The organism is Phycicoccus avicenniae (genome assembly GCF_050496545.1).
In the GTDB taxonomy this organism is placed as follows: domain Bacteria; phylum Actinomycetota; class Actinomycetes; order Actinomycetales; family Dermatophilaceae; genus Phycicoccus; species Phycicoccus avicenniae_A.
This window is the reverse complement of the sequence record NZ_JBNVZV010000001.1, coordinates 64,763-86,413: the sequence shown is the minus strand read 5'-3', so window position 1 is coordinate 86,413 and position 21,651 is coordinate 64,763. Positions and strand designations below refer to the sequence as shown.

Annotated in this window: 25 protein-coding genes; 14 read left to right on the top strand and 11 right to left on the bottom strand. The window is 73.7% G+C overall.

The genetic code is table 11. The features are described from left to right. Positions 1-2 precede the first annotated feature (2 nt). Together ACQZ2A_RS00445 and ACQZ2A_RS00440 are read left to right on the top strand one after the other, a co-directional pair. Positions 3-950, top strand: a complete 948-nt coding sequence (locus tag ACQZ2A_RS00445) for an FKBP-type peptidyl-prolyl cis-trans isomerase (protein WP_430206520.1) — start codon at positions 3-5, stop codon at positions 948-950. A gap of 41 nt (positions 951-991) precedes the next feature. Next, the gene (locus ACQZ2A_RS00440) at positions 992-1,369 is read left to right on the top strand and encodes an FKBP-type peptidyl-prolyl cis-trans isomerase (protein WP_430206519.1); all 378 of its coding nucleotides are present in this window, start codon (positions 992-994) and stop codon (positions 1,367-1,369) included. 7 nt (positions 1,370-1,376) lie between these two features. On the opposite strand, the gene ACQZ2A_RS00435 is transcribed toward ACQZ2A_RS00440, so the two are convergent. After that, positions 1,377-2,465 carry a DUF3866 family protein gene (locus ACQZ2A_RS00435; RefSeq protein WP_430206518.1) on the bottom strand — a complete coding sequence of 363 codons (1,089 nt, stop codon included), beginning with the start codon at positions 2,463-2,465 and terminating at the stop codon, positions 1,377-1,379. 35 nt (positions 2,466-2,500) lie between these two features. Here ACQZ2A_RS00435 and ACQZ2A_RS00430 point away from each other — a divergent pair, with 35 nt between their 5' ends. From ACQZ2A_RS00430 to ACQZ2A_RS00400, 7 genes are read left to right on the top strand one after another with little or no spacing between them, the layout of a single operon-like run. After that, positions 2,501-3,514 (top strand): helix-turn-helix transcriptional regulator, encoded by a 1,014-nt coding sequence (locus ACQZ2A_RS00430; RefSeq protein WP_430206517.1) that lies wholly within the window; start codon positions 2,501-2,503, stop codon positions 3,512-3,514. Then, a complete protein-coding gene (locus tag ACQZ2A_RS00425; protein WP_430206516.1) occupies positions 3,514-4,503 on the top strand; it encodes a helix-turn-helix transcriptional regulator in 990 nt (329 codons plus the stop codon). The genes ACQZ2A_RS00430 and ACQZ2A_RS00425 overlap by 1 nt, the downstream gene beginning before the upstream one ends. A 3-nt stretch (positions 4,504-4,506) precedes the next feature. After that, on the top strand, positions 4,507-4,821 hold the full coding sequence (locus tag ACQZ2A_RS00420; protein ID WP_430206515.1) for a hypothetical protein: 315 nt from the start codon (positions 4,507-4,509) through the stop codon (positions 4,819-4,821). A gap of 34 nt (positions 4,822-4,855) precedes the next feature. Next, on the top strand, positions 4,856-5,161 hold the full coding sequence (gene tatA, locus ACQZ2A_RS00415) for a Sec-independent protein translocase subunit TatA (RefSeq protein WP_430206514.1): 306 nt from the start codon (positions 4,856-4,858) through the stop codon (positions 5,159-5,161). 20 nt (positions 5,162-5,181) lie between these two features. Continuing rightward, entirely contained in the window at positions 5,182-5,994 is an 813-nt protein-coding gene (tatC, locus tag ACQZ2A_RS00410) for a twin-arginine translocase subunit TatC (protein ID WP_430206513.1), read from the top strand. 27 nt (positions 5,995-6,021) lie between these two features. After that, positions 6,022-6,909 carry a YegS/Rv2252/BmrU family lipid kinase gene (locus ACQZ2A_RS00405; RefSeq protein ID WP_430206512.1) on the top strand — a complete coding sequence of 296 codons (888 nt, stop codon included), beginning with the start codon at positions 6,022-6,024 and terminating at the stop codon, positions 6,907-6,909. Positions 6,910-6,930: 21 nt separating this feature from the next. Further along, on the top strand, positions 6,931-9,741 hold the full coding sequence (locus ACQZ2A_RS00400) for a DEAD/DEAH box helicase (RefSeq protein WP_430206511.1): 2,811 nt from the start codon (positions 6,931-6,933) through the stop codon (positions 9,739-9,741). A 13-nt stretch (positions 9,742-9,754) separates the two neighbouring features. Here ACQZ2A_RS00400 and ACQZ2A_RS00395 read toward each other — a convergent pair whose 3' ends face one another. Both ACQZ2A_RS00395 and ACQZ2A_RS00390 read right to left on the bottom strand, forming a co-directional pair. Continuing rightward, complete coding sequence (locus tag ACQZ2A_RS00395; RefSeq protein ID WP_430206510.1) at positions 9,755-10,699, bottom strand: 5'-3' exonuclease; 945 nt, start codon at positions 10,697-10,699, stop codon at positions 9,755-9,757. A 9-nt stretch (positions 10,700-10,708) separates the two neighbouring features. Further along, positions 10,709-11,068: a nitroreductase family deazaflavin-dependent oxidoreductase gene (locus ACQZ2A_RS00390; protein WP_430206509.1), complete on the bottom strand. Its 360-nt coding sequence runs from the start codon at positions 11,066-11,068 to the stop codon at positions 10,709-10,711. 79 nt (positions 11,069-11,147) lie between these two features. Between ACQZ2A_RS00390 and ACQZ2A_RS00385 the strand changes: the two genes are divergently transcribed. Together ACQZ2A_RS00385 and ACQZ2A_RS00380 are read left to right on the top strand one after the other, a co-directional pair. Continuing rightward, on the top strand, positions 11,148-11,570 hold the full coding sequence (locus ACQZ2A_RS00385; RefSeq protein ID WP_430206508.1) for an Lrp/AsnC family transcriptional regulator: 423 nt from the start codon (positions 11,148-11,150) through the stop codon (positions 11,568-11,570). Then, the gene (locus tag ACQZ2A_RS00380) at positions 11,567-12,142 is read left to right on the top strand and encodes a DinB family protein (protein WP_430206507.1); all 576 of its coding nucleotides are present in this window, start codon (positions 11,567-11,569) and stop codon (positions 12,140-12,142) included. The genes ACQZ2A_RS00385 and ACQZ2A_RS00380 overlap by 4 nt, the downstream gene beginning before the upstream one ends. Positions 12,143-12,154: 12 nt before the next feature. Here ACQZ2A_RS00380 and ACQZ2A_RS00375 read toward each other — a convergent pair whose 3' ends face one another. After that, positions 12,155-13,126 carry an NAD(P)/FAD-dependent oxidoreductase gene (locus tag ACQZ2A_RS00375; protein WP_430206506.1) on the bottom strand — a complete coding sequence of 324 codons (972 nt, stop codon included), beginning with the start codon at positions 13,124-13,126 and terminating at the stop codon, positions 12,155-12,157. Between the two features lie 50 nt (positions 13,127-13,176). On the opposite strand from ACQZ2A_RS00375, the gene ACQZ2A_RS00370 reads away from it, so the two are divergent. Beyond that, positions 13,177-13,758: a helix-turn-helix domain-containing protein gene (locus ACQZ2A_RS00370; RefSeq protein ID WP_430206505.1), complete on the top strand. Its 582-nt coding sequence runs from the start codon at positions 13,177-13,179 to the stop codon at positions 13,756-13,758. On the opposite strand, the gene ybaK is transcribed toward ACQZ2A_RS00370, so the two are convergent. Together ybaK and ACQZ2A_RS00360 are read right to left on the bottom strand one after the other, a co-directional pair. Beyond that, positions 13,755-14,240, bottom strand: coding sequence for a Cys-tRNA(Pro) deacylase (ybaK, locus tag ACQZ2A_RS00365; protein ID WP_430206504.1), 486 nt, complete (start codon positions 14,238-14,240; stop codon positions 13,755-13,757). The genes ACQZ2A_RS00370 and ybaK overlap by 4 nt on opposite strands. Positions 14,241-14,264: 24 nt before the next feature. Further along, the gene (locus tag ACQZ2A_RS00360) at positions 14,265-15,710 is read right to left on the bottom strand and encodes a KamA family radical SAM protein (RefSeq protein ID WP_430206503.1); all 1,446 of its coding nucleotides are present in this window, start codon (positions 15,708-15,710) and stop codon (positions 14,265-14,267) included. A gap of 88 nt (positions 15,711-15,798) precedes the next feature. Here ACQZ2A_RS00360 and ACQZ2A_RS00355 point away from each other — a divergent pair, with 88 nt between their 5' ends. Next, the gene (locus ACQZ2A_RS00355) at positions 15,799-16,854 is read left to right on the top strand and encodes an L-erythro-3,5-diaminohexanoate dehydrogenase (protein WP_430206502.1); all 1,056 of its coding nucleotides are present in this window, start codon (positions 15,799-15,801) and stop codon (positions 16,852-16,854) included. On the opposite strand, the gene ACQZ2A_RS00350 is transcribed toward ACQZ2A_RS00355, so the two are convergent. After that, the gene (locus ACQZ2A_RS00350; protein ID WP_430206501.1) at positions 16,841-17,242 is read right to left on the bottom strand and encodes a nitroreductase family deazaflavin-dependent oxidoreductase; all 402 of its coding nucleotides are present in this window, start codon (positions 17,240-17,242) and stop codon (positions 16,841-16,843) included. The two genes, ACQZ2A_RS00355 and ACQZ2A_RS00350, sit on opposite strands and share 14 nt — an antisense overlap. Before the next feature lie 39 nt (positions 17,243-17,281). Between ACQZ2A_RS00350 and ACQZ2A_RS00345 the strand changes: the two genes are divergently transcribed. After that, positions 17,282-18,838, top strand: coding sequence for an amidohydrolase (locus ACQZ2A_RS00345; protein ID WP_430206500.1), 1,557 nt, complete (start codon positions 17,282-17,284; stop codon positions 18,836-18,838). Positions 18,839-18,855: 17 nt separating this feature from the next. Here the strand turns inward: ACQZ2A_RS00345 and ACQZ2A_RS00340 are convergent, their stop codons facing one another. The 4 genes from ACQZ2A_RS00340 to ACQZ2A_RS00325 form a co-directional block, all read right to left on the bottom strand. After that, positions 18,856-19,206: a hypothetical protein gene (locus tag ACQZ2A_RS00340; protein WP_430206499.1), complete on the bottom strand. Its 351-nt coding sequence runs from the start codon at positions 19,204-19,206 to the stop codon at positions 18,856-18,858. A 287-nt stretch (positions 19,207-19,493) separates the two neighbouring features. Then, entirely contained in the window at positions 19,494-20,306 is an 813-nt protein-coding gene (locus ACQZ2A_RS00335) for an HNH endonuclease (protein ID WP_430206498.1), read from the bottom strand. After that, the gene (locus tag ACQZ2A_RS00330) at positions 20,251-20,940 is read right to left on the bottom strand and encodes a hypothetical protein (protein ID WP_430206497.1); all 690 of its coding nucleotides are present in this window, start codon (positions 20,938-20,940) and stop codon (positions 20,251-20,253) included. Before ACQZ2A_RS00330 ends, ACQZ2A_RS00335 begins: the two co-directional genes overlap by 56 nt. Before the next feature lie 115 nt (positions 20,941-21,055). After that, a complete protein-coding gene (locus tag ACQZ2A_RS00325) occupies positions 21,056-21,643 on the bottom strand; it encodes a GNAT family N-acetyltransferase (RefSeq protein ID WP_430206496.1) in 588 nt (195 codons plus the stop codon). Positions 21,644-21,651: the final 8 nt, after the last annotated feature.

Genomic DNA, 21,651 nt, shown 5'->3' with positions numbered 1-21,651 from the left:
CCGTGCCCCGTCGCCTCACCGCCACCGTGTCCGCCCTCGCCGTCGCCGGCGCGCTCCTCCTCGCCGGCTGTGGGGAGGAGGAGGCCGGCCCCTCCTCGTCCACCCTCGGCGCCGTCACCGTCACCGGTGAGGCGAAGAAGGAGCCGACCGTCAAGGTCAAGACGCCCCTGACCGTCAGCCGCACCGAGTCCAAGGTCCTCTCCGAGGGCGACGGCGCCGCCATCGCCAAGGACGACCTCGTGACCCTGCAGGCGGTCCTCGTCAACGGCAAGGACGGCAAGGTCGCAACGAGCACCTGGAAGAGCGGCACCGTCGGGCTCGACCTCGGCTCCGCCGACCTCTTCAAGTCCTTCAAGAGCCAGATCCCCGGCAAGAAGATCGGCTCGCGCCTGCTCATCACCTCCACGCCGGCCGACGCCTACGGCGACACCGGCAACCAGCAGATCGGCATCGCCAAGGACGACCCCGTGGTCTTCGTCCTCGACCTGCTCGGCACCACGAAGGTCCTCGCCGAGGCGCAGGGCACGGCCGTGGCCCCGAAGAAGGGCCTGCCGACCGTCGCCGTCGAGAAGGGCAAGCCGGCCACCATCACCCCGCCCAAGGGCGTCAAGGCCCCGACGAAGACCGTCGTGCAGCCGCTCATCACCGGTGAGGGCGCCGCCGTCAAGGCCGGGCAGACCGTCCGCGTGGCCTACACCGGCGCGCTGTACCGCAACGGCGAGGTCTTCGACTCCAGCGCGAGCCGTCCCGAGCAGCCGTACTTCGAGTTCGTCCTCGGCCAGGGCCAGGTCATCAAGGGCTGGGACGCCGGTCTCGTCGGCCAGAAGGTCGGCAGCCGCGTGCTCCTCGTCATCCCGCCGGCCGACGGCTACGGCGAGCAGGGCAGCGGCGACAAGATCAAGGGCACCGACACCCTCGTCTTCTCCGTCGACATCCTCGCCGCGTACTGACCGGCGACACCGTCCCACCACACCCACCGCAAGGGAGCAGCATGTCCGAGCCCACCAAGCCCGAGATCGACTTCCCCGGAGACGAGCCGCCGACCGAGCTCGTCATCGAGGACATCACCGTCGGCGAGGGCGCCGAGGCCACGCCCGGCAGCACCGTCTCCGCGCACTACGTCGGGGTCGCGCACTCCACCGGTGAGGAGTTCGACGCCTCGTGGAACCGCGGCGCGCCGCTGGACTTCCGGCTCGGCGTCGGCATGGTCATCGCCGGCTGGGACGAGGGCATCGCGGGCATGAAGGTCGGGGGCCGGCGCAAGCTGACCATCCCCGCGCACAAGGCCTACGGCGACCGCGGAGCCGGCGCGGCGATCGCACCCGGCGAGACGCTGATCTTCGTCGTCGACCTCATGGACGTGCGCTGAGCACGGCTCAGGTGCACGCGGCGGCGTGAGCACCCGCGGCCGCGGCCGCGAGGAACGGGGCGGGGTCTTCACGAAGACCCCGCCCCATCGTCGTCAGTCCCACCGGTGAGCCCTCCAGGGCTGCGCGTAGGTCGTCGGCCGGCACCTCCACGGGGGCGAGGGGTGCGCGGGCACCGGCGACGAGCTCGGCCACCTGGCGGCGCACGAGGGCGTCGAGGTCGGCGTCGGGAAGCGTCGTGAAGGGAAGGTCGGCCGGTGTGAGCAGGGCGCGGCCGTAGGCGGTGCGGCTGTGGTGGCTGACGCCGCGGTGCCGTTCGCGCGCGTCGGCGCCCGACACCCGCAGGGAGGCGATGCCTCGCCCCCCGAGCACGTCGGCGGCGTGCAGCGCCTCGGCGGCGGCGACCCCGGAGTAGCCCCAGCGTGTCCCGGTGCCCACGTTGCCCGGCCCCTGCGCGACGACGACGACGTCGGCCCCCACCACGTGCCGGGCCGCGAGCAGGCCGGTGTGCACGGTGACCGCCTCGTGGTCGCCGCCGAAGGCCTGGCCCACGGTGAGGCAGGACGTGAGCCAGCCCGCCTCGCGCAGCCCGGCGACGGCCCGGGAGAACGCCGCGGGCAGGGCGCCTCCGTCGGTCATCACGTAGGCCACCCGCGCGTCAGGACGCACCGACCGCACCCCGGCGATGACGGCCGGCAGGGCGCTGTGCAGGTCGGCGACGACGACGGGGAGCCCCGAGAGGTCGTCGGCGTCGGCGAGGACGCCGTGGTGCGGGCTGTCCTGCTCGTCGACGGCGAGGAGCATCTGCTGCAGCGGGGTGTACCTGGCCTTGACGATGTGGCCGTCTCCCGGTGCGGGGTCGGGCGGCAGGACGTCGGCGCGGGCGACGACGAACGCGAGCCCGCCGGTGCCCAGCCCCCGGAGCAGCGCGGACGCGTTGAGCAGCACCCGCTCGGCGACCTCCGGCACCCCGGTGACGGCCGTGTAGGCCAGCGCGCGGACCCGCTCGCCGGACCCCTCGAGGTCGACGACGAGCTCGACCGCCCCCGGCCAGGCACGCCCCTGCTCGACCACGGTCCCGGCACGCCACTGCATCACGCGGGGCAGCGTAGCCGTCGGGTAGGTTCTCCCGGGTGAGCAGCGAGTCCGGGGGCGGTGCACCCAGCGCGGCCCAGGTGAAGACCGAGCGACTCCTCAACCTCGTCCTCGTGCTCCTCTGGGCCCGCCGCCCGCTGTCCAAGGCGCAGGTCCGCCAGCTCGTGCCGCAGTACGGCCAGTCGGCCTCGACCGAGGCCTTCGAGAGGATGTTCGAGCGCGACAAGGACGAGCTGCGCGAGCTCGGCATCCCGCTCGTCACCGAGGACATCGACGCCCTCTGGGAGGACGAGCCGGGCTACCGCATCCACCAGCGCGACTACGCCCTCCCAGACATCGCGTTCGAGCCCGACGAGCTGGCCGTCCTCGGCCTGGCCAGCCGCACCTGGGCCCAGGCCTCGCTCGCCGGTCCGGCCGCCCAGGCGCTGCGCAAGCTGCGGGCGGCCGGCGTCGAGCGGGACGCGGACGCCCTCATCGGCATCGAGCCGCGGCTGCGCACCTCCGAGCCGGCCTTCGACGCCGTCAAGGACGCCGTCGTGCGCCGTCGCGCGCTGACCTTCACCTACCGCCGCCCGGAGGCCGCCGAGGGTGCGGAGCGGCACGTGCAGCCGTGGTCGCTCGTCTCGTGGCACGGCCGGTGGTACCTCAACGCCTTCGACGAGGACCGGCAGGCGCCGCGCGTCTTCCGGCTCTCGCGCATCAGCGGCACGGTGCGCACCACCGGCCGGCCCGGTGCCTTCGAGGTGCCCGCCGACCACGACCCGCGCGAGATGGCCCGGACGCTCGGCGGCACCGCCACGCAGCCGAGCCCGGCCGTCCTGCGGGTGCGCACCGGGTCGGGCCACGCCCTGCGCCGGCGCGCCCGCACCGTCGGCGAGGTCGACGACACGTGGTCGCTCGTCGACCTCGACTACGCCGACCTCTACGCGTTCGCCGAGGAGGTCGCGGGCTACGGGGCCGACGTCGTCGTCGAGCAGCCCGCCGAGCTCGTCGACGCCGTCCTCGAGCGGCTGCGCGGCGCGCTGGCCGCGCACGGCGGAGGGGAGGCCTGATGCCGCCCGCACCCACCGAGACCGCGACCGCGCGGCTCGCCCGGCTCCTGACGATGGTGCCGTGGCTGGTCAACCGGCAGGGCATCGACCTCCGGCAGGCCGCCGACGACCTCGGGGTGAGCACCGAGCAGCTCGAGGCCGACCTCCAGCTGCTCTTCCTCTGCGGCTACGGCCAGATGCCCGACGAGCTCATCGAGGCCGACTGGGAGGGCGGGCGCGTCTTCGTCGGCAACGCCGACTCCATCGCCCGGCCGCTGCGCCTCGGGGTCGACGAGGCGGTCACGCTCATCGTCGGGCTGCGGGCGCTGCGCGAGGTGCCCGGGCTGGGGGAGCGCGAGGCCGTCGACCGCGCGCTGGCCAAGCTCGAGGCCGCCGCGGGGGAGGCCGCCGCACCGGCCGACCGCGTCCTCGCCGAGGTCGCCGACGAGACCTCCGCCGACCTGCTCGCCCGCATCCGCGGCGCGGTCACGGACCGACGGCGCCTGCACCTGCGCTACCTCGTGCCCGCCCGCGACGAGGCCACCGAGCGCGACGTCGACCCGATGCGTGTCGTCGGCATCGACGGCCGCTGGTACCTCGAGGGCTGGTGCCACCGCGCCGAGGACACCCGCCTCTTCCGCCTCGACCGCATCGAGCACCTCGACGTCCTCGACGTCGACGGCACGCCACCGCCCGAGGCCTCCGAGCGCGACCTCTCCGAGGGCACCTTCCGCCCGGCCCCGGACGACCTCGTCGTGACGGTCCGGCTGCTGCCCGGCGCCACCTGGGTCTCGGACTACTACCCGGTCGAGTCCCTCGAGGAGATCCCGCAGGCCGACGGCGGGGGACAGCTCGTGCGCATCCGCACGGCCGACACCGCGTGGCTGCGCCGCCTCGTCTGGCGGCTGGGGGGACGCGGGTACGTCACCGAGCCCGCCGACGTCGTCGCCGAGGTCCGCGAGGGTGCCCGGGCCGCCCTCGAGGCCTACGCCGCGGTCCGGGAGCGCTGAGCCGTGCTGCCGTGGTGGGGCTGGATCCTGCTCTGGGCCGTCATCGTGCTCGGGGGCGGGCTGCTCGTCGGCGTGCGCGCCCGGGCCACGTGGCGCAGCGCCAAGGCCCTGACCGCCGAGCTGGGACGGGCGACGGCGCTCGTGGAGGACCTCCAGCGGGCGCTCGACGAGCACGACCCACCCGCGCCACCGGTCACAGCCGTCACCCAGCCTCCGCACAGCCTCCAGGAGGAGCATCGGCGGGAGCGGGCCCGACAGGCCGAAGACCGCGCGGTTCGTCGAGCGGAGCGGATGCCGCCCTGGGCCCGCGTACACTGACAGCGACTCGAACCTCTGAAGGGGATGGACCCACATGGGCAGGATCGGACCGACCGAGATCATCATCATCGCGGTGCTGGTCATTCTCATCTTCGGCTGGAAGCGGCTCCCCGACGCCGCCCGCAGCCTCGGCCGCTCGGCCCGTGTCTTCAAGTCCGAGGTCGACGAGATGAAGAAGGAGAACGAGGCCAACAAGGCGCCGTCCTCCTCCGAGACCGTCCGGGGTGAGTCGATCACCACGGCACGCTCCGTCGACGACGTCGTGACCCCGGACCCGAACGGCAACGCCGTCCACGAGAAGACCCCGCGCACGGACAACCAGTCCGGCCCGGTCGCCTGACCCCGGAGCGCACCCGCCCCATGGCCCGCCTGCGCCGGCGCCCTCGCGACCCCGAGGGCCGGATGACGTTGTCCGAGCACCTGCGCGAGTTCCGGCGTCGGCTCTTCATCGCGGCGGCCGCGGTCATCGTCGGTGCCGTCGTCGCCGGCTTCTACTACAGCGAGATCTTCGACCTCCTGACGGACCCGTTCTACGAGTACGCCCGGAACAACCCGCAGGTCGACGCGAGCATCAACTTCGCCGAGGCGACGGCGGCGCTGTCCAACCTCATCAGCCTGTCGATCTTCGTCGGGATCATCGGCTCCAGCCCGGTCTGGCTCTACCAGATCTGGGCGTTCATCGTCCCGGGGCTGACGCGCAAGGAGAAGCGGATCTCGCTGGCCTTCCTCGGCGCGACGATCCCCCTCTTCCTCCTGGGCTGCGGTCTGGCGTACGCGATCCTGCCGCAGAGCCTGTCGATCCTGTACGGCCTCTCGCCGTCGGGGACGTCGAACATCCAGCAGGCGTCGATGTACTTCTCGTTCGTCACCCGCTTCATCCTCGTCTTCGGCATCGGCTTCCTCTTCCCCGTGGTCCTGGTGGGGCTCAACGCGATCGGGGCGATGCCCGCCGCGCGGCTCATCAAGGGCTGGCGCATCGCGGTCGTGCTGATCTTCGTCTTCGCGGCCGTCGCCACCCCGACGGCCGACCCCTTCACGATGTTCGTCTTCGCCCTGCCGCTCACGGCGCTGTACTTCGGCGCCTGGCTGGTCTGCCGGCGCCTCGACAAGCGCAAGGCCGCGAACCGCCCGGACTGGCTCGACGTCGACGACACCGAGGCCTCCCAGCTCTGAGCGGCACGCTCCGCTAGCGTGCGCGCCATGACGCGCCTCGGCCTCATCGTCAACCCGACGTCGGGCAAGAACACCGGCGCCCGGATCGGGCTCGAGGCCCTCACCCTGCTGCGGGCCTCCGGTGCCGAGGTGGTCGACCTGTCCGCGGCCGATGCCGCCGGGGCGCTGGCCCACGGCCGGGCCGCCGTCGCCGACCGGGCCGTCGACGCCGTGGTCGTCGCCGGGGGTGACGGCATGGTCCACCTGGGCGCCAACCTCTGCGCGGGGACCGACGTGCCGCTCGGCATCATCGCCGCGGGGACGGGCAACGACATCGCCCGCGAGCTCGGCCTGCCGGTGCGCGACGCCGCGAAGGCCGTCGAGCGCGTCCTCGAGGCCCGGACCCGCCCGGTCGACGCCGCGCGGCTCGTCGGCGCGGCAGGGGAGGAGCGCTGGTTCCTCGGGGTGCTGGCCGCCGGGTTCGACGCCGTCGTCAACGAGCGGGCCAACCAGTGGCGCTGGCCGAAGGGGTCGATGCGCTACAACCTGGCCATCCTGCGCGAGCTGCCGGTCTTCCGCCCCATCCCGTACGTGCTCGTGCTCGACGGCGAGCGGGTCGAGACCGAGGCGATGCTCGTGGCCGTGGGCAACGGCCCGTCGTACGGCGGCGGGATGCGGGTCACGCCCGACGCGTCGTTCGACGACGGGCTGCTCGACGTGCTCGTCCTGCACCGGCTCCCGGTGCCCGAGTTCCTGCGGGTGTTCCCGAAGGTCTTCTCCGGCGGCCACACGAGCCATCCCGCCGTGGAGGTGCGGCGGGCGCGGACCGTGCGCCTGGAGGCCACCGGCATCGTCTCGTACGCCGACGGCGAGCGGTTCGCCCCGCTGCCGGTCGACCTCGAGGTCGTGCCGGGCGCGCTGAGCGTCCTGGCCTGAGCCCTGACGTAGCCTGAGGCCATGCCCAGCCCCGCCGAGCGGTACGCCGCCGACGCTGCCCGCCGGCGGCGCGAGCGCTCGGAGCTCGGCCGGTTCACCGCGGCCCTCGACTTCCCGCTCGACGACTTCCAGCTGCGCGCCTGCGAGGCCGTGGAGGCCGGTCGCGGCGTGCTGGTCGCGGCTCCCACCGGCGCCGGCAAGACCATCGTCGGCGAGTTCGCCGTCCACCTCGCGCTGACGAGCGGCCGGAAGGCGTTCTACACCACCCCGATCAAGGCGCTGTCGAACCAGAAGTACCACGACCTCGTGCGCCGCCACGGGGCCGAGAACGTCGGCCTGCTCACCGGTGACTCCTCGGTCAACGGCGAGGCGCCGGTCGTCGTCATGACCACCGAGGTCCTGCGCAACATGATGTACGCCGGCTCCTCGACCCTCACCGGCCTCGGCTTCGTCGTCATGGACGAGGTGCACTACCTCGCCGACCGCTTCCGCGGCGCCGTGTGGGAGGAGGTCATCATCCACCTGCCGGAGTCGGTGCAGGTGGTCTCCCTCTCGGCGACGGTGAGCAACGCCGAGGAGTTCGGCGACTGGCTCGCGGAGGTGCGCGGCAACCACGAGGTCGTCGTCTCCGAGCACCGCCCGGTGCCGCTCTTCCAGCACATGCTCGTCGGCACGACGATGTTCGACCTCTTCGCCGGCAACCGCGTGAACCCCGATCTCCTGCACGCCATCCGGAACGCCGAGCAGCGCGGGAGGTACGGCGAGGACGCCCGCCGACTCGGTGGCCAGGGCGGCGGCAGGGGCGGTGGTCGCGGTGGGCGCGACCGTACGCCGCCGCGCGGTCCCGGCGGTGGGGCCGGGGGTCGCGGTTTCGCCCGCGGCAGCCGCCCCGCGGGTGGCGCGACGCGGGCCGAGGTGGTCGAGGACCTCGAGCGCGAGGGCCTGCTGCCGGCCATCACCTTCATCTTCAGCCGGGTCGGCTGCGAGGCCGCCGTGGGGCAGCTGCTCGCCGCCGGGACCAAGCTCGTGCCGGACCGCGAGGGCGACCGCATCCGGCGGCACGTCGAGATGCGGGTGGAGTCCCTCGCCGACGAGGACCTCGGCGTGCTCGGCTACTGGGACTTCGTCGAGGGCCTGTCGCGCGGGTTCGCCGCACACCACGCCGGGATGCTCCCGCTGTTCCGCGAGATCGTCGAGGAGCTCTTCACCGAGGGACGCATCCGGGCCGTGTTCGCGACGGAGACACTGGCGCTCGGGATCAACATGCCCGCGCGGACCGTCGTCCTGGAGAAGCTCGTCAAGTACAACGGCGAGGCCCACGTCGACATCACGCCGGCCGAGTACACGCAGCTCACCGGTCGCGCCGGGCGCCGGGGCATCGACATCGAGGGGCACGCCGTCGTCCAGTGGACGCGGGGGATGGACCCGATGGCCGTCGGTGGTCTCGCGACGACCCGTACCTACCCGCTGCGCTCGAGCTTCCGCCCGACGTACAACATGGCCGTCAACCTCGTCGCCCAGGTCGGCCGCGAGGTGGCTCGCGAGGTCCTCGAGACCTCGTTCGCGCAGTTCCAGGCCGACCGCTCGGTCGTCGGGATCGCGACCCAGCTGCGCAAGAACGAGGAGGGCCTCGACGGCTACGGCGAGGCGATGCACTGCGACTACGGCGACTTCCGCGAGTACGCCCGCATCCGCCGCGAGCTGGTCGACGCCGAGAAGGACGGGCGCAAGGCGCGCGCGGCCTCACGCCGTGCCGAGGCCGCAGTCTCCCTCGAGGCCCTGAAGATCGGTGACGTCATCCGCATCCCGTCGGGCCGGCGGGCCGGGTGGGCGGTCGTGGTCCAGCCGGCCCGCACCGCGAAGGGCGCGCCGTCAGGGCCGGCGGTCGTCACCGAGGACAAGCAGTTCCGCCGGCTGACCCTCGTCGACGTGCCCGAGCCGGTCGAGGCGATGGCGCACGTCAAGGTGCCGTCGCACTTCAACCCCAAGTCGCCCAAGGCCCGCCGCGACCTCGCGACGACGCTGCGCATCGCGACGCCGCGCGGCCTCGAGGACGCGCCCTCGCGCCGGGGGCGCCCCGACCCGACCGCGGCCGAGAACGACGTCGTCGAGCACCTGCGCCGCCAGCTGCGCGAGCACCCGTGCCACCAGTGCCCGAAGCGCGAGGACCACGCCCGCTGGGCCGAGCGGTGGTGGCGCCTGAAGCGCGAGACCACCGGGCTGCAGCGCCGCGTCGAGGGCCGCACGAACACCGTGGCCCGCACCTTCGACCGGATCTGCGACGCGCTCGAGGCGCTCGGCTACCTCGACGAGCGGGGCACAGTCGTCACCGAGCGGGGCGAGCGACTGCGCCGGCTCTACACCGAGAAGGACCTGCTGGCCGCCGAGTGCCTGCGCCACGACGTCTGGAAGCGCCTCGACGCCCCCGGCCTCGCCGCGGCCGTGTCGGCGCTGGTCCACGAGCCGCGCCACGAGGAGGCCGACGTCTCCCCGCGGATGCCGAACGACGAGGTCGCCGAGGCGGTCCGGTCGATGGAGCGGATGTGGGCCGACATCGAGGCCCTGGAGACCGAGCACGACCTGCCGTCGACCTCGATGCCGGACGGCGGGATGGCCTGGATGGTCCACCGCTGGGCCTCCGGCGGCCGGCTGGACGACGTCCTGCGCGGGCAGGACATGGCCGCCGGCGACTTCGTCCGGCGCTGCAAGCAGCTCGTCGACCTGCTCGACCAGGTGGCCGACGCCGCCACCGACGGGGTCCTGCGCCGCACCGCCCGCACGGCGGTCGACGCCATGATGCGCGGCGTCGTCGCCGCCGACCGCCTGGACTGAGCAGGCCTGCGGCTCAGTCGATCCCGAGCGCGGTGAGCAGCCGGCCGACCGGGTTCTCGATGCCGTAGCGGGCGGCGAGCTCGTCGAGGGCGAGGCGGTCCGCGACGGCCGTCGGCAGGGCCACGTCGACATCGGGCACCGCGGCGTCGCGCACGACGCGCACCACGGTCGGGGCGACGTCGAGGTAGGCCGCGGCGGCCTCGAGGTTGGCGCGTCGGGCGCCCTTGATCGAGGGGTCGCCGGAGTCCACGGCCTCGCGCAGGCCGACGAGCGAGCCGTACTGCGCGATGAGCTGGGCGGCGGTCTTGTCACCGATGCCCTTGACGCCGGGCAGGCCGTCGCTGGTGTCGCCGCGCAGCACCGACATCTCGAGGTAGGCCTCGCCCGTCGGCACCCCGTACTTCTCCTGCAGGAGGGACTGCGTGGCGACATCGGGCTCGCGCACCCCGCCCTTGCCCGTGTAGAGGACGCGGACCGACTGCGCGTCGTCGACGAGCTGGAGGAGGTCGCGGTCGCCGGTGACGACGTCGACCGGCATCACGCCGTGATGGCGGGTGGCCAGGGTGCCGATGACGTCGTCGGCCTCGTGGTCGGCGACACCGAGCCGCGCGATGCCGACCGCCGCCAGCGCCTCGCGGATGAGCGGCACCTGGGGGCTCAGGTCGTCCGGGCTCTCCTCGACGACGTCGGAGCCCTCGGTGAGCCGGTGGGTCTTGTACGTCGGGACGAGGTCGACGCGCCACTGCGGTCGCCAGTCGTCGTCCCAGCAGGCGACGAGGTGGGTCGGCCGGTGGGCCGTGACGAGCGTCGAGATCATGTCGAGGAAGCCGCGCAGGGCGTTGGTCGGCGGCTCGGAGTCGTCCTTGCGCTGGTCGGGCACTCCGAAGAAGGCCCGGAAGTACAGCGAGGCCGAGTCGAGGAGGAGCAGCTTCTGCGGACGGTTCGGGTCGAGCGCCATGCGGCGACTCTAGGACGTCGGGGCCACCAGCTCGACGAGCGGCGACCGCTCGACCCAGTCCTCGAGGCCTGCGCGCTGCGCGGCGTACCAGGGCTGCGCCACCCAGGCGCCCTCGACGAGCCGGCGCCGCTCGTCCACGTCGACGACCTCACGGGCCAGCACCTCGTGGACCTTGCCGTCGACCTCGAGCCGCGCGTGCGGGTCGGCGCGGAGGTTGGCCAGCCACCCGCGCGGGCCCGGCGTCCCGGTGACCAGCAGCCGTCCGGCGACGACGACGTACCAGATCTCGATGCGGCGAGGGTCCCCGCTCCGGCGTCCGCGGGTCGTCAGGTGCACGGTGCCGGTCGGTGCGAGCCGGGCGGTGTCCATCGCCCCAGTCTCGTCGACGCGGCGGCCACACCCCGCACCGTCCCGCGCCGACCCCGCCTCCCGGTCTAGGCTCACGCTCGTGGAAGACCTCGACCGGCGGATCGTCGACCTGCTGACCAAGGACGGCCGGATCAGCTACACCGACCTCGGCAAGGCCCTCGGCATGTCCACGTCCGCCGTGCACCAGCGGGTGCGACGGCTCGAGGAGCGCGGGGTCGTCACCGGGTACACGGCCACCGTCGACCACCGGGCCCTGGGGCGCGAGCTCACGGCCTTCATGTCGGTCACCCCGCTCGACCCCTCGGCCCCCGACGACGTGCCGGACCGCCTCCAGGACATCACGCAGATCGAGGAGTGCCACTCCGTCGCCGGCGACGAGAACTACATCCTCAAGGTCCGCGTCTCGACGCCGGCCGAGCTCGAGGAGCTCATCGCCCGCATCCGCGGCGCCGCGCACGTGTCGACCCGCACGACGGTGGTGCTCTCGACCCCGTGGGAGTGAGCATCCCGCCGGGACTCCCGAGCGACCTCCACAAGTACCTCCAGGACGCCCGCGACGCGATGCTCCGGTCGCTCGACGGCCTCTCCGAGTACGACGTCCGCCGGCCGCTGACCCCGACGGGAACCAACCTGCTCGGTCTGGTCAAGCACCTCACGGGCGTCGAGATCGGGTACCTGTCCGAGGCGGTGGGTCGCCCGGCGCCCACGCTGCCGTGGGACGAGGACGGCTCGGTCTGGGAGGGCGGCGACATGTGGGCCCGCGCCGACGAGAGCCGCGAGTGGGTGCTCGACCTCTACCGGCAGGCGTGGGCGCTCTCCGACGCCGCGATCGCCGAGCTGCCGTACGACCATCCCGCGGCCCCGGCCTGGTGGCCGGAGGAGACCCGGCAGACCACGTTCGGGCACCTCCTCGTGCGGGTCACCGCCGAGACGGCCCAGCACGCCGGGCACGCCGACATCCTGCGCGAGCTGCTCGACGGGCAGGCCGGCCGCGACCACGCTGCTCAGGGCGACGCCGACCACTGGGAGAGGTTCGTCGGCGACGTCCAGCGTGCCGCGGACGCCCACCGCTGACGCCCGCCCACCTCAGCCCCCGGCCAGCCGGCGCTCCTGGTCCTCGGTGACGAGCTCGGCGTTGACCATCGCCCCGACGCGCACGCCGGCGGACGCGGCCATGACGACCTGCGCCATCGGCTCGGCGACGTTGCCGGCGGCCCAGACGCGCGGCACGGACGTGCGGCCCATCGGGTCGACCTCGACGTGACGGGCGGCGACCCGCCCGAACATCTCGAGGTCGACGGTCGGTACGCCGAGGGCCTCGAGGACGGCCGAGCGGGCCTCGACCACCGACGCCACCGCGACCGCGTCGGCGCGGACGACACCCGCCGCGGTCTCGATCCCGGTGAGCACGCCGTCGCACTCGACGAGCGCCGTCGCCGGGCCGTCGACGACCTCCACCCCGAGGGCGGTGAGCCGCTCGCGCGCCGCGCCGTCGAGGGCGTCGGGGTCGTGGACGAGGACGGTCAGGTGCTCGGTCAGCTGCCCGAACAGGCCCGCCTGGTGCACGGCGGCGGGCGAGGTGGCGAGGACGACGACGCGCCGGTCCCGCACCTCCCAGCCGTGGCAGTACGGGCAGTGCACGACCCCGCGGCCCCACTGCTCGCGCAGCCCCGGGACGTCGGGCAGGACGTCGATGGCACCGCTCGTCACGACGAGATGGCGTGCGGCCCAGGCCGACCCGTCGGCGGCGGTGACGACGACGCGGTCGGCGTCGAGGTGGGCACCCACGGCCTCCCCGACGACGACCCGGCCGCCGTAGGACGACACCTCGGCGCGCCCCCGGGACAGGAGCTCGAGCGGCGGCACGCCGTCGTGGCCGAGGTAGGCGTGCACCCCGTCGGCCGGGGCGTTGCGCGGTGCGCCCGCGTCGAGGACGACGACGTCGCGGCGCGAGCGGGCCAGCACGGTGGCGGCGGACAGCCCGGCCGCGCCGCCACCGACGACGAGCACGTCGACGGGCGAGGGTGTGGTGGACGGGGCGGCGGGGGAGGAGGTCATTCCCCGACGATGCGCGTGACGGCCGGAGATCGGCAAGGTACGTTGCCGATGTGGCAAATCTCGACGCGACCGCCGTGGGCGCCCGGCTGCGCGACGTCCGCACCCGGCGCCGGATGACCCTCGCCGAGGTCTCGGCGGACACCGGCATCTCCACGAGCACCCTCTCCCGGCTGGAGTCCGGCTCCCGGAAGGCGACCCTCGAGCTGCTCGTCGCCCTGGCCCGCACGTACCGCGTCACCCTCGACGAGCTCGTCGACGCCCCGGAGACCGGTGACCCACGGGTGCACCTGCGCCCCACCGAGCACCCGTACGCCAGCGTCATCCCCCTCACGAGGCGGGTCGGCGGCCCGCGCGCCTTCAAGATGGTCCTGCGCCCGGACGGTCGCCGGCCCGACCCGCGCACGCACGAGGGCTACGACTGGATCTACGTGCTCGACGGGCGGCTGCGGCTCGTCCTCGGCGAGCACGACGTCGTCCTGGGGGTCGGGGAGGTCGCCGAGTTCGACACCCGCACACCGCACTGGTTCGGCTGCGCCGACGACCGCCCCGTCGAGCTGCTGAGCATCATGGGCCCGCAGGGGGAGCGGATGCACGTGCGCGCCCGGCCGCGGCGCGCATCGGCCGACGGCTAGCGCCCGATGTCCGCCACGGTCGCGCCGGTGACCCGCACGAGGTCGGCGGGGGAGAGGCCGAGGTCGAGGCCGCGCCGACCACCGGAGACGTAGACGACGTCGAAGAGCTCGGCCGACTCGTCCACGACGGTCGGCAGCGGACGCTTCTGGCCGACCGGCGAGATGCCGCCGACGACGTAGCCGGTGGAGCGCTCGGCCGCGGCGGGCTCGGCCATCGTCACCCGCTTCACTCCCAGCGCGGCCGCCATCGCCTTGAGGTCGAGCAGCCCGGCGACCGGCACGACGCCGACCGCCAACCCGCTGCCGGTGTCGACGAGGAGGGTCTTGAAGACCTGCTCGGCCGGGAGCCCGAGCACCGCCGCGGCCTCGAGCCCGTAGGAGGGCGCCGACGGGTCGTGGTCGTACGGGTGCTGGGAGAACACGACGCCCGCCGCCGTGAGGGCCACGGTGGCGGGCGTCCCGGACGGGGCGCGGCGGGCCATGCCGCCGAGCCTACGGCCGGTGGGTCAGACGAGGTCGGCGGCGGAGGCGGCGCGGGAGGCACCGGCGCCGGCCATCGCGGCGGCGTGCGCACCCTCGACGTCGGTGTTCTTCCGCCACCAGGACTGGCCGGCCTCGGAGAGCGTGTAGATCGGGTCGTAGTAGACGTACTCGCGCGACAGCGCCTCGGCGTCGTCACCCTCGATGGAGGTGCGGTAGTTCTTGCGCCAGAACGACATCCCCTTCTCGGTGTCGTAGCTGTGCACCTGGTGCACCCAGCGCTTGCCGACGAACGGCACGTCGCAGACGATGCGCGGGGTGGCGAAGCCGGGGAGGTAGCCCATGATGTCGTGCTGCAGGTCCTGGGCCTCGCGCAGTGAGAGCCGCCAGTGCTCGGAGAACGGGATCATGTCGCACATGTAGAAGTAGTACGGCGTGATGCCCGCCTCGTCCTGCAGGGCGAAGCAGAGGTCGAGGAGCTGGTCCGAGGTGTCGTTGACGCCGCGCATGAGCACGCCCTGGTTGCGCACGTCGCGCACCCCGGCCTCGTGCATCGCGCGGGCGGCGTCCGCCACGAGCGGGGTGACCGACTGCGCGTTGTTGACGTGCGTGTGGATGGCCAGCGAGACCCCGCGCGAACGGGCCTTGGCGCTGACGCGAGCCACGCCCTCGACCACGTCGGGCTGGAGCCAGTGCTGCGGCAGGCCCATGAGCGCCTTGGTGGCGAGCCGGATGTCGCGGATGTTCTCGACGTCGAGGAGCTTGTCGAGGAAGCCCTCGAGGTTCTTCCACGGCATGTTCGCGACGTCGCCGCCGGAGACGACGACGTCGCGCACGCCCGGGGTGCGCTGGAGGTAGTCGAGCATCGCGGCGTAGCGGTCGACCGGCTTGCCGGCGAGCTTGAGCTTGGTGAACTGGGGCGTGGAGTTGCCGACGAGGTCCATCCGCGTGCAGTGACCGCAGTACTGCGGGCAGGTCGGCAGCATCTCGGCGAGGACCTTGGTGGGGTAGCGGTGGGTCAGGCCCTCGACCGCCCACATGTCGTGCTCGTGGAGGCTGTCGCGCGTGGCGAACGGGTGGCTGGCCCAGTCGGTGCGCCGGTCGGAGAAGACCGGGAGCATGTAGAGGCGCACCGGGTCGGCGTAGAAGGCCTCGGTGAACGCGGCGCCGGCGGCGGGCATCGGGGCGTCGGTGGCCGGGACCATGGTGTTGAGCATCTGCGGCGGGACGAGCATCGACATCGTGGCGCGCTCGGACTGGTCGCGCTCGAGGTCGGCGTAGAAGCGGTCCTCGAGGAGGTCGCCCATGACGGCGCGCAGCTGGCCCACGTTCTTCACGCAGTGCGCGCGCTGCCACTGGGCGCTGGCCCAGTCCTCGGTGGTGACGTCGCGCCACCCGGGGAGGCGAGTCCAGTCGGGCTCAATCAGCTCGCGCCGGCGGTAGGCGTAGGGCTGGTCGATCGAAGTGCTCATGCGTGGCAGGATACGCAACAAAAGGACGTCATTTCCACGTCTCGGCCGCAAAACGTTCGGCCGCGTGTCGCAGGATGAGGAGTTTCTTGTGCGCAGCACCCCGTCGTCGCCCGTCGGCCTCCACCGCGTGCTCGAGCCCGCGGGGGCCTCGCTGCCCCAGGCCGCGCGCGTCCTGGACGCCGGTCCCGAGCTGTGGCCCGACGAGGTGCGCATCGACGTCGAGACCCTCAACCTCGATGCGGCCTCCTTCCGGCAGCTGAGCGAGAAGCACGACGGCGACGGCGCGGCGGTGCGGGCCGAGGTGCTCGCCATCGTCGCCGAGCGCGGCAAGATGCAGAACCCGGTGACGGGGTCCGGCGGGATGCTCGTGGGCACGGTCGCCGAGGTCGGGCCGGACTCGCCGCTCGGGCTCGCGGTGGGGGACCGGGTCGCGACCCTCGTCTCGCTGTCGTTGACGCCCCTGGTGCTGACCGACGGCCTCGCGCGCTGGGACGGCCGCTCCGAGCGGGTGCCGGCCGCCGGCACCGCAGTCCTCTTCGGGCGGTCCATCGCGGCGCGCCTGCCCGAGGACCTCTCGCCCGAGCTCGCCCTCATGGTGATGGACGTCTGCGGTGCGCCGGCGCTGGTCGAGCGGGTCGTGCGCGAGCACGTCGCACGGGGGAGCGCGCCTACCGTGGCGGTGCTCGGGGCGGCCGGCAAGTCGGGGTCGCTGTCGCTCGCGGCCGCGCGCGAGGCCGGGGCCGGGCGGCGCATCGGCGTCGTCCCGAACGAGTCCGAGGCGGAGCTGCTGCGGGGCACGTCGCTCGCCGACGAGGTGGTCATCGCCGACGCCCGCTCGCCGCTCGGGCTGTCCGAGGCGGTGGCTGCCGCCGGTGGGCCGGCCGACGTCACCGTCGTGTGCGTCGACGTCCCGGGCTGCGAGCAGCCGGCCGTGCTGGCCACCGCGCAGGGCGGCACCATCGTCTACTTCTCGATGGCGACGAGCTTCGCCGCGGCCGCGCTGGGCGCCGAGGGACTGGCGGCCGACGTCCGGATGCTCGTGGGCAACGGGTACGTGCCGGGCCACGCCGACCTCGCGGTCGACCTCGTGCGCCGTGACGCCGACGTGCGGCGGCTCTTCGAGGGCCGGCTCAGCGAGGGCTGACCGGCTCGCCCGCCACGACCGGCATCTCGACGAACTCGTCCACCGAGATCAGGCCGAGGAGCGCGCGCGCCGGGGCGGGCATCCGGGACAGGCCGACACCGGTCGGGAGGTCGACCGGGGCACCCAGGGTGAGGACCTCACGGCCGAGCCGGAGACGGCAGCCACCGGCGGCCCGGGTGTTGCGCAGCCAGTCGACCCGCGAGCCGTAGGTGAGCGCGAAGGTGACGTGGTCGCCGTCGCGGAAGGCGTTGACCGGGTTGCGGAAGGTGCGACCCGAGCGGCGGCCCACGTGCTCCACCTCGGCGAACGAGCCGTGACCGACGAGGTGCACGGTCACCTTGTTCGTGACGCGCTTGTTGAACCTGCCGATCGCGCGCGGGAGGGCCATGCCACGACCGTACGCCTCCCGCCTCCTAGAGTGACGCCCGTGCCGACGACCCTCTTCCGCAACGGACGCGTCCACACCCCCGACCACCCGGCGGCGACGGCGTTCGTCGTCGCGGACGACGGCCGGTTGGCCTGGCTGGGTGACGAGCAGGGCGCGACGTCGCACGCCGACGGTGTCGACGCCGCGGTCGACCTCGGGGGAGCGCTGGTGCTGCCCGGCTTCGTCGACGCGCACACCCACGTCTCGCACACCGGCCTGGGGATGCGCGGCGTCGACCTGTCCGGGACCCGCACGGTGACCGAGGCCCTCGACCTCGTCGCCTCGGCCGCCCGGGAGGCGCCCGGCGCACCGGTGTTCGCGCACGGCTGGCAGGAGCAGGACTGGACGCGCGAACGGGCGATGACCTCGCTCGAGCTCGACCGGGCCACGGGCGGCGGCATCGTCTACGCGTCGCGGATCGACGGGCACTCGGCCGTGGTGTCGACGGCGCTCGTGGCGGCGTGCGGGGCGGACGGGCTGGACGGGTGGTCGTCGTCGGGGTTCCTGGTGCGGGACGCGAAGAACGCGGCGCGCGCGGCGTTCGACGCCTCGCGCTCGCACGCGGACCGTCGGGCGGACGTCGAAGCGGCGCTGCGGGCCGCGGCGGCGCAGGGCATCGTCGCCCTGCACGAGTGCGGCGGGCCGCTGCTCACGTCGGCCGAGGACTTCGCCGACGTGCTCGACCTGGGGCGTCGCGCCGACCTGCCGGCGACCGTGGGCTACTGGGCCGAAGCGGTGACCGAGCCGGAGCAGGCCCGCGCGCTGGCCGCGCTGCACGGTGCGGTCGGGCTGGCGGGGGACCTGAACATCGACGGCTCGATCGGGTCGCACACGGCTCTGCTGCGGGACGGGTACACCGACGAACCGGAATGCACGGGAACGGCGTACCGCGACGCGGCCGGGGTGCGCGACCACGTGGCGGCGTGCGCGGTGGCGGGCGTGCAGAGCGGCTTCCACGTCATCGGTGACGCGGGGATGGACCTCGTGCTCGAGGGCTTCGTCCGGGCGGCCGAGCTGGTGGGGGAGGACGTCGTCCGGGCCTCGCGGCCACGCCTGGAGCACGCCGAGATGGTGGACGCCGCCGGCGTCGCGACGATGGCGCGGCTCGGGATCGGCGCCAGCGTGCAGCCGGCGTTCGACGCGTACTGGGGTGGGCGAGAGGGGATGTATGCCGAGCGGCTCGGGGCGTCGCGGGGTGTGGCGACCAACCCGCTGGCGTGGTTCGACGGTGCCGGGGTGCGCCTGGGCTTCGGGTCGGACTCGCCGGTGACACCGTTCGGGCCGTGGGTCGGCGTGCGGGCGGCGGTCGAGCACCGGGACGAGGCGCAGCGGGTGTCGGCGTCGGTGGCCGTGGCCGCGCACACGTCGGGCGGCTGGGGCCTGGCCGGGGTCGACGGGGCCGGGGTCCTGCGCGTGGGTGCCGCGGCGACCTTCGCCGCGTGGTCCGTCGGTGACTTCGCGCCCGACGGGCTGCCGGTGCTCGGCGGGGGAGCGCCGCTGCCCGAGTGCCTCCTCACCGCGCGCGACGGCGTCGTCCTCCACGACGCGCGCGGGTGAGTCCGGCGGGCTTCCGGTCAGTCCAGCCAGGTGCGCAGGGCGCCGGAGCTCGCGACGTACCCTGCGGCGAGGACGGCGCCGACCGCGATGGTGGTGACGTGCAGGCAACGTGCCCTCCGCGTCAGGTCGGACCACGAGGACGACAGTGCCGCCCCGCTGCTGCAGGCGGCGAGTCCCGCCGCCACCGGCGCGAGGACCGCTCCGAGCACGAAACCCAGCGGTCCGGCTCCCACGAACGTCGCGGCGTCGACGTGCAACGGCAGGGCGACGAGGACGACGAAGGCCGACGCCGAGAGGCCGGCGACGGCGAGACCGAGACCCGCGTCGCGCTCGGCCTGTCGGTCGACCCGTGCCGGGGCGAGTGCCATGGCTCAGCGTGACATCCGGGATGCTTCCTGACCAGCCCGTCCGCCCGCCCTGCCGGCCACCCGCCCCATGGGCGGGTCGCCGTTGTCAGGCACCAAGCGCGTCGATCGCCGTGGTGCTCCCCGGTGATGCAGGGCGCGACCCATGTGCCGCGGTGTGCATCACCGCGGTGCCGCCGGGAGGACGGATGCGGGGGCGGATGGAGCCCGGGACGGCACCCGACGCCCGACGGCGCGCCGCCCAGGCGCGATCATCCACCGTTCCGGACGGACCTGGCGCGGCGGCGTGGTCAGAGGGGCAGGCGGTGCTGGGGTTCGGTGGTGCGGGTCCGGCCGTTCGGGCCGTGCCAGGTGATGGTGCCGTCGGGTGACAGGACGGGTCGCCAGTGGCCGAGCTGCTTGAACCGGTGGTGGCGCCGGCAGAGGTCTTCGAGGCAGGTGGGGGTGGTGGTGCCGTCGGGCCAGGCTCGGACGTGGTCGAGGTCGCAGCGTTCGGCGGGGCGGGTGCAGCCCCACATGCGGCAGGTGCCGTCTCTCGTCTTGACGAACGCGGTGATCGCCTTCGTGGGCTTGTAGGCGCCGGTGGTGAGGGTGGCCAAGGTGCCGGTCTCTGCCTCCAGGACGGCCCGGGCGACCTCCATCGGCAGGAGCTTGAGGAGGTTCGCCAGGGTTGCGGGGTCGACCCAGCCCACGTTCGGCAGGTGCGTGCCCGAGACGCAGAACCCGGGGCTGACCTCGGCCATCACGTCGGCGCGGTCGTTGAACGACTCGGGCGACATCGTCACCCACGAGAGCTCCTCGCGCGTGGCGGGGTCGAGGTCGCCGTAGCGGGTCTCGACCCCGGTGGTGTGGTCGATGATCGTGTCGTCGTCGTCCCAGTCGACCCGGAACCGCTCACCGGCCTCGGGCTCCGGCGCCGGCCGGTCCGTCACGACCGGCACCCCGAGCGTCACCTGCGCAGTGACGGTCACGTTGCGCAGCACCAGGTCGGTCAGGGCATCGGCGCGGGACTCCGGCACCGACAGGGAGTCATCCACCTGCCGGTACTCACCCGCGAGCTGCTCCACCGCCGACCACATCGCCGCCGAGGTGGCGGTCGGCAAGGACGCGAACCACTCGCTCAACCCGTCCGCACCGGGGCACACCTCCACCCCGCCGACCCTGCTTCGTCAACGCCACGTGCGCCGCCACCTGGTCGGCCGCCACCCGCGTCGCCACCCGCCGCGCCTCCGACATCACCCGCGCCGGGTCAGGGCCCGGCAGCCGAGGAGCCAGCTCGGCATCCACCCGACCGCACGCCTCCACATCCAGACCGGCGCACGCATCGACGACCTTCTGCGCGGTGATCGTGCCCACTGCGCCATCGACCAACAGGTCACGCGTACGAGGGAACCGCTGCCCCAGCACCGCCCCCAACGTGACCTTGCGCCCCGCCACGCCCTCGGTCAGCCCCGCCTCCAGGCAGAACATCACCCCCGACATGCCGTCCACGAACCCCACCGAGTGCACCCGCTCGGCCGGACCATCCCCCGCCAGTCGCGTCTCGAACCGCGCACCCCACGCCGCGCTCACCGCCACCAGCGCATCAGCGGAGTTCGCCAAGCCCTGCGCCTCCCCGGCCAGCGCGAACGCATCCTCCGACGACAGCCCCTGACCGGACGCCACCAGCTCACGACCCAGCCGCGCGCACTCCGTCCGGAGTGCCGCGATGCGGCTGCTGATCGTCCCCCTGTCCATGCCTCATCGTACCGAACACTTGTACGGTCAACAAGAGTTCCCACGGCCCAATCCTGCTGCCCGACAGGTATTTTGGCCCGCATACGGGAGCACATGGACGTCCCCGGACAACCCCTCAACGCCCGGCCCGCGCCACCCACTCCGACCGCAGCATCGCGTACGTGTACCCGTCCACCCAGCCCAGCTCGGCGTGCCAGGAGTCCTCGACGCCGTGCTGCTCGCGCCGCATCCCGACCTTCTCCATGAGCTTCCACGACGCGGTGTTGTCCGCGAAGCACCCGGCTGTCACGCGGTGCAGCCCCAGCTCGCCGAACGCGATGAGCAACAGCTCCGCGGCGATCGCCGTGCCGTACCCCCGGCCCCAGTGGTCCGGCGACACGTTCCACCCGAGGAGCCCTTCGGCCCGTCGGTGACCGGCACCCACGTCCTGCCCCATCCCGTCCCGGACCTGGAGGTAGCCCATCGCCACCCGCTCCTCGCCGAGCAGCGCCACGAACGAGTGGTCGTCGGGATCGGGCGGGCCGAGCAGCCGCCCCCGCAGCTGCTCGGCATCCACCGTGGTGCTCAGCAGCCACCGCGTCACCTCGGGCCGGTTGCGCCAGCCCAGCACCGGTTCGACGTCGTCCACGGACGGCCGCCGCAGGACGAGGTCGCCGACCCGGCGCGGCCACGACACGGGGGACGGGGGAGGGGAGTCGGTCATCGACGCAT

Bases quoted from the DNA above. Each gene is read 5' to 3' on its own strand.
- ACQZ2A_RS00440 (WP_430206519.1), top strand. From the start codon at position 992: ATGTCCGAGCCCACCAAGCCCGAGATCGACTTCCCCGGAGACGAGCCG.
- ACQZ2A_RS00425 (WP_430206516.1), top strand. From the start codon at position 3,514: ATGCCGCCCGCACCCACCGAGACCGCGACCGCGCGGCTCGCCCGGCTC.
- tatA (WP_430206514.1), top strand. From the start codon at position 4,856: ATGGGCAGGATCGGACCGACCGAGATCATCATCATCGCGGTGCTGGTC.
- tatC (WP_430206513.1), top strand. From the start codon at position 5,182: ATGGCCCGCCTGCGCCGGCGCCCTCGCGACCCCGAGGGCCGGATGACG.
- ACQZ2A_RS00405 (WP_430206512.1), top strand. From the start codon at position 6,022: ATGACGCGCCTCGGCCTCATCGTCAACCCGACGTCGGGCAAGAACACC.
- ACQZ2A_RS00400 (WP_430206511.1), top strand. From the start codon at position 6,931: ATGCCCAGCCCCGCCGAGCGGTACGCCGCCGACGCTGCCCGCCGGCGG.
- ACQZ2A_RS00395 (WP_430206510.1), bottom strand. From the start codon at position 10,699: ATGGCGCTCGACCCGAACCGTCCGCAGAAGCTGCTCCTCCTCGACTCG.
- ACQZ2A_RS00390 (WP_430206509.1), bottom strand. From the start codon at position 11,068: ATGGACACCGCCCGGCTCGCACCGACCGGCACCGTGCACCTGACGACC.
- ACQZ2A_RS00375 (WP_430206506.1), bottom strand. From the start codon at position 13,126: ATGACCTCCTCCCCCGCCGCCCCGTCCACCACACCCTCGCCCGTCGAC.
- ybaK (WP_430206504.1), bottom strand. From the start codon at position 14,240: ATGGCCCGCCGCGCCCCGTCCGGGACGCCCGCCACCGTGGCCCTCACG.
- ACQZ2A_RS00360 (WP_430206503.1), bottom strand. From the start codon at position 15,710: ATGAGCACTTCGATCGACCAGCCCTACGCCTACCGCCGGCGCGAGCTG.
- ACQZ2A_RS00350 (WP_430206501.1), bottom strand. From the start codon at position 17,242: ATGGCCCTCCCGCGCGCGATCGGCAGGTTCAACAAGCGCGTCACGAAC.
- ACQZ2A_RS00340 (WP_430206499.1), bottom strand. From the start codon at position 19,206: ATGGCACTCGCCCCGGCACGGGTCGACCGACAGGCCGAGCGCGACGCG.
- ACQZ2A_RS00330 (WP_430206497.1), bottom strand. From the start codon at position 20,940: ATGGACAGGGGGACGATCAGCAGCCGCATCGCGGCACTCCGGACGGAG.
- ACQZ2A_RS00325 (WP_430206496.1), bottom strand. From the start codon at position 21,643: ATGACCGACTCCCCTCCCCCGTCCCCCGTGTCGTGGCCGCGCCGGGTC.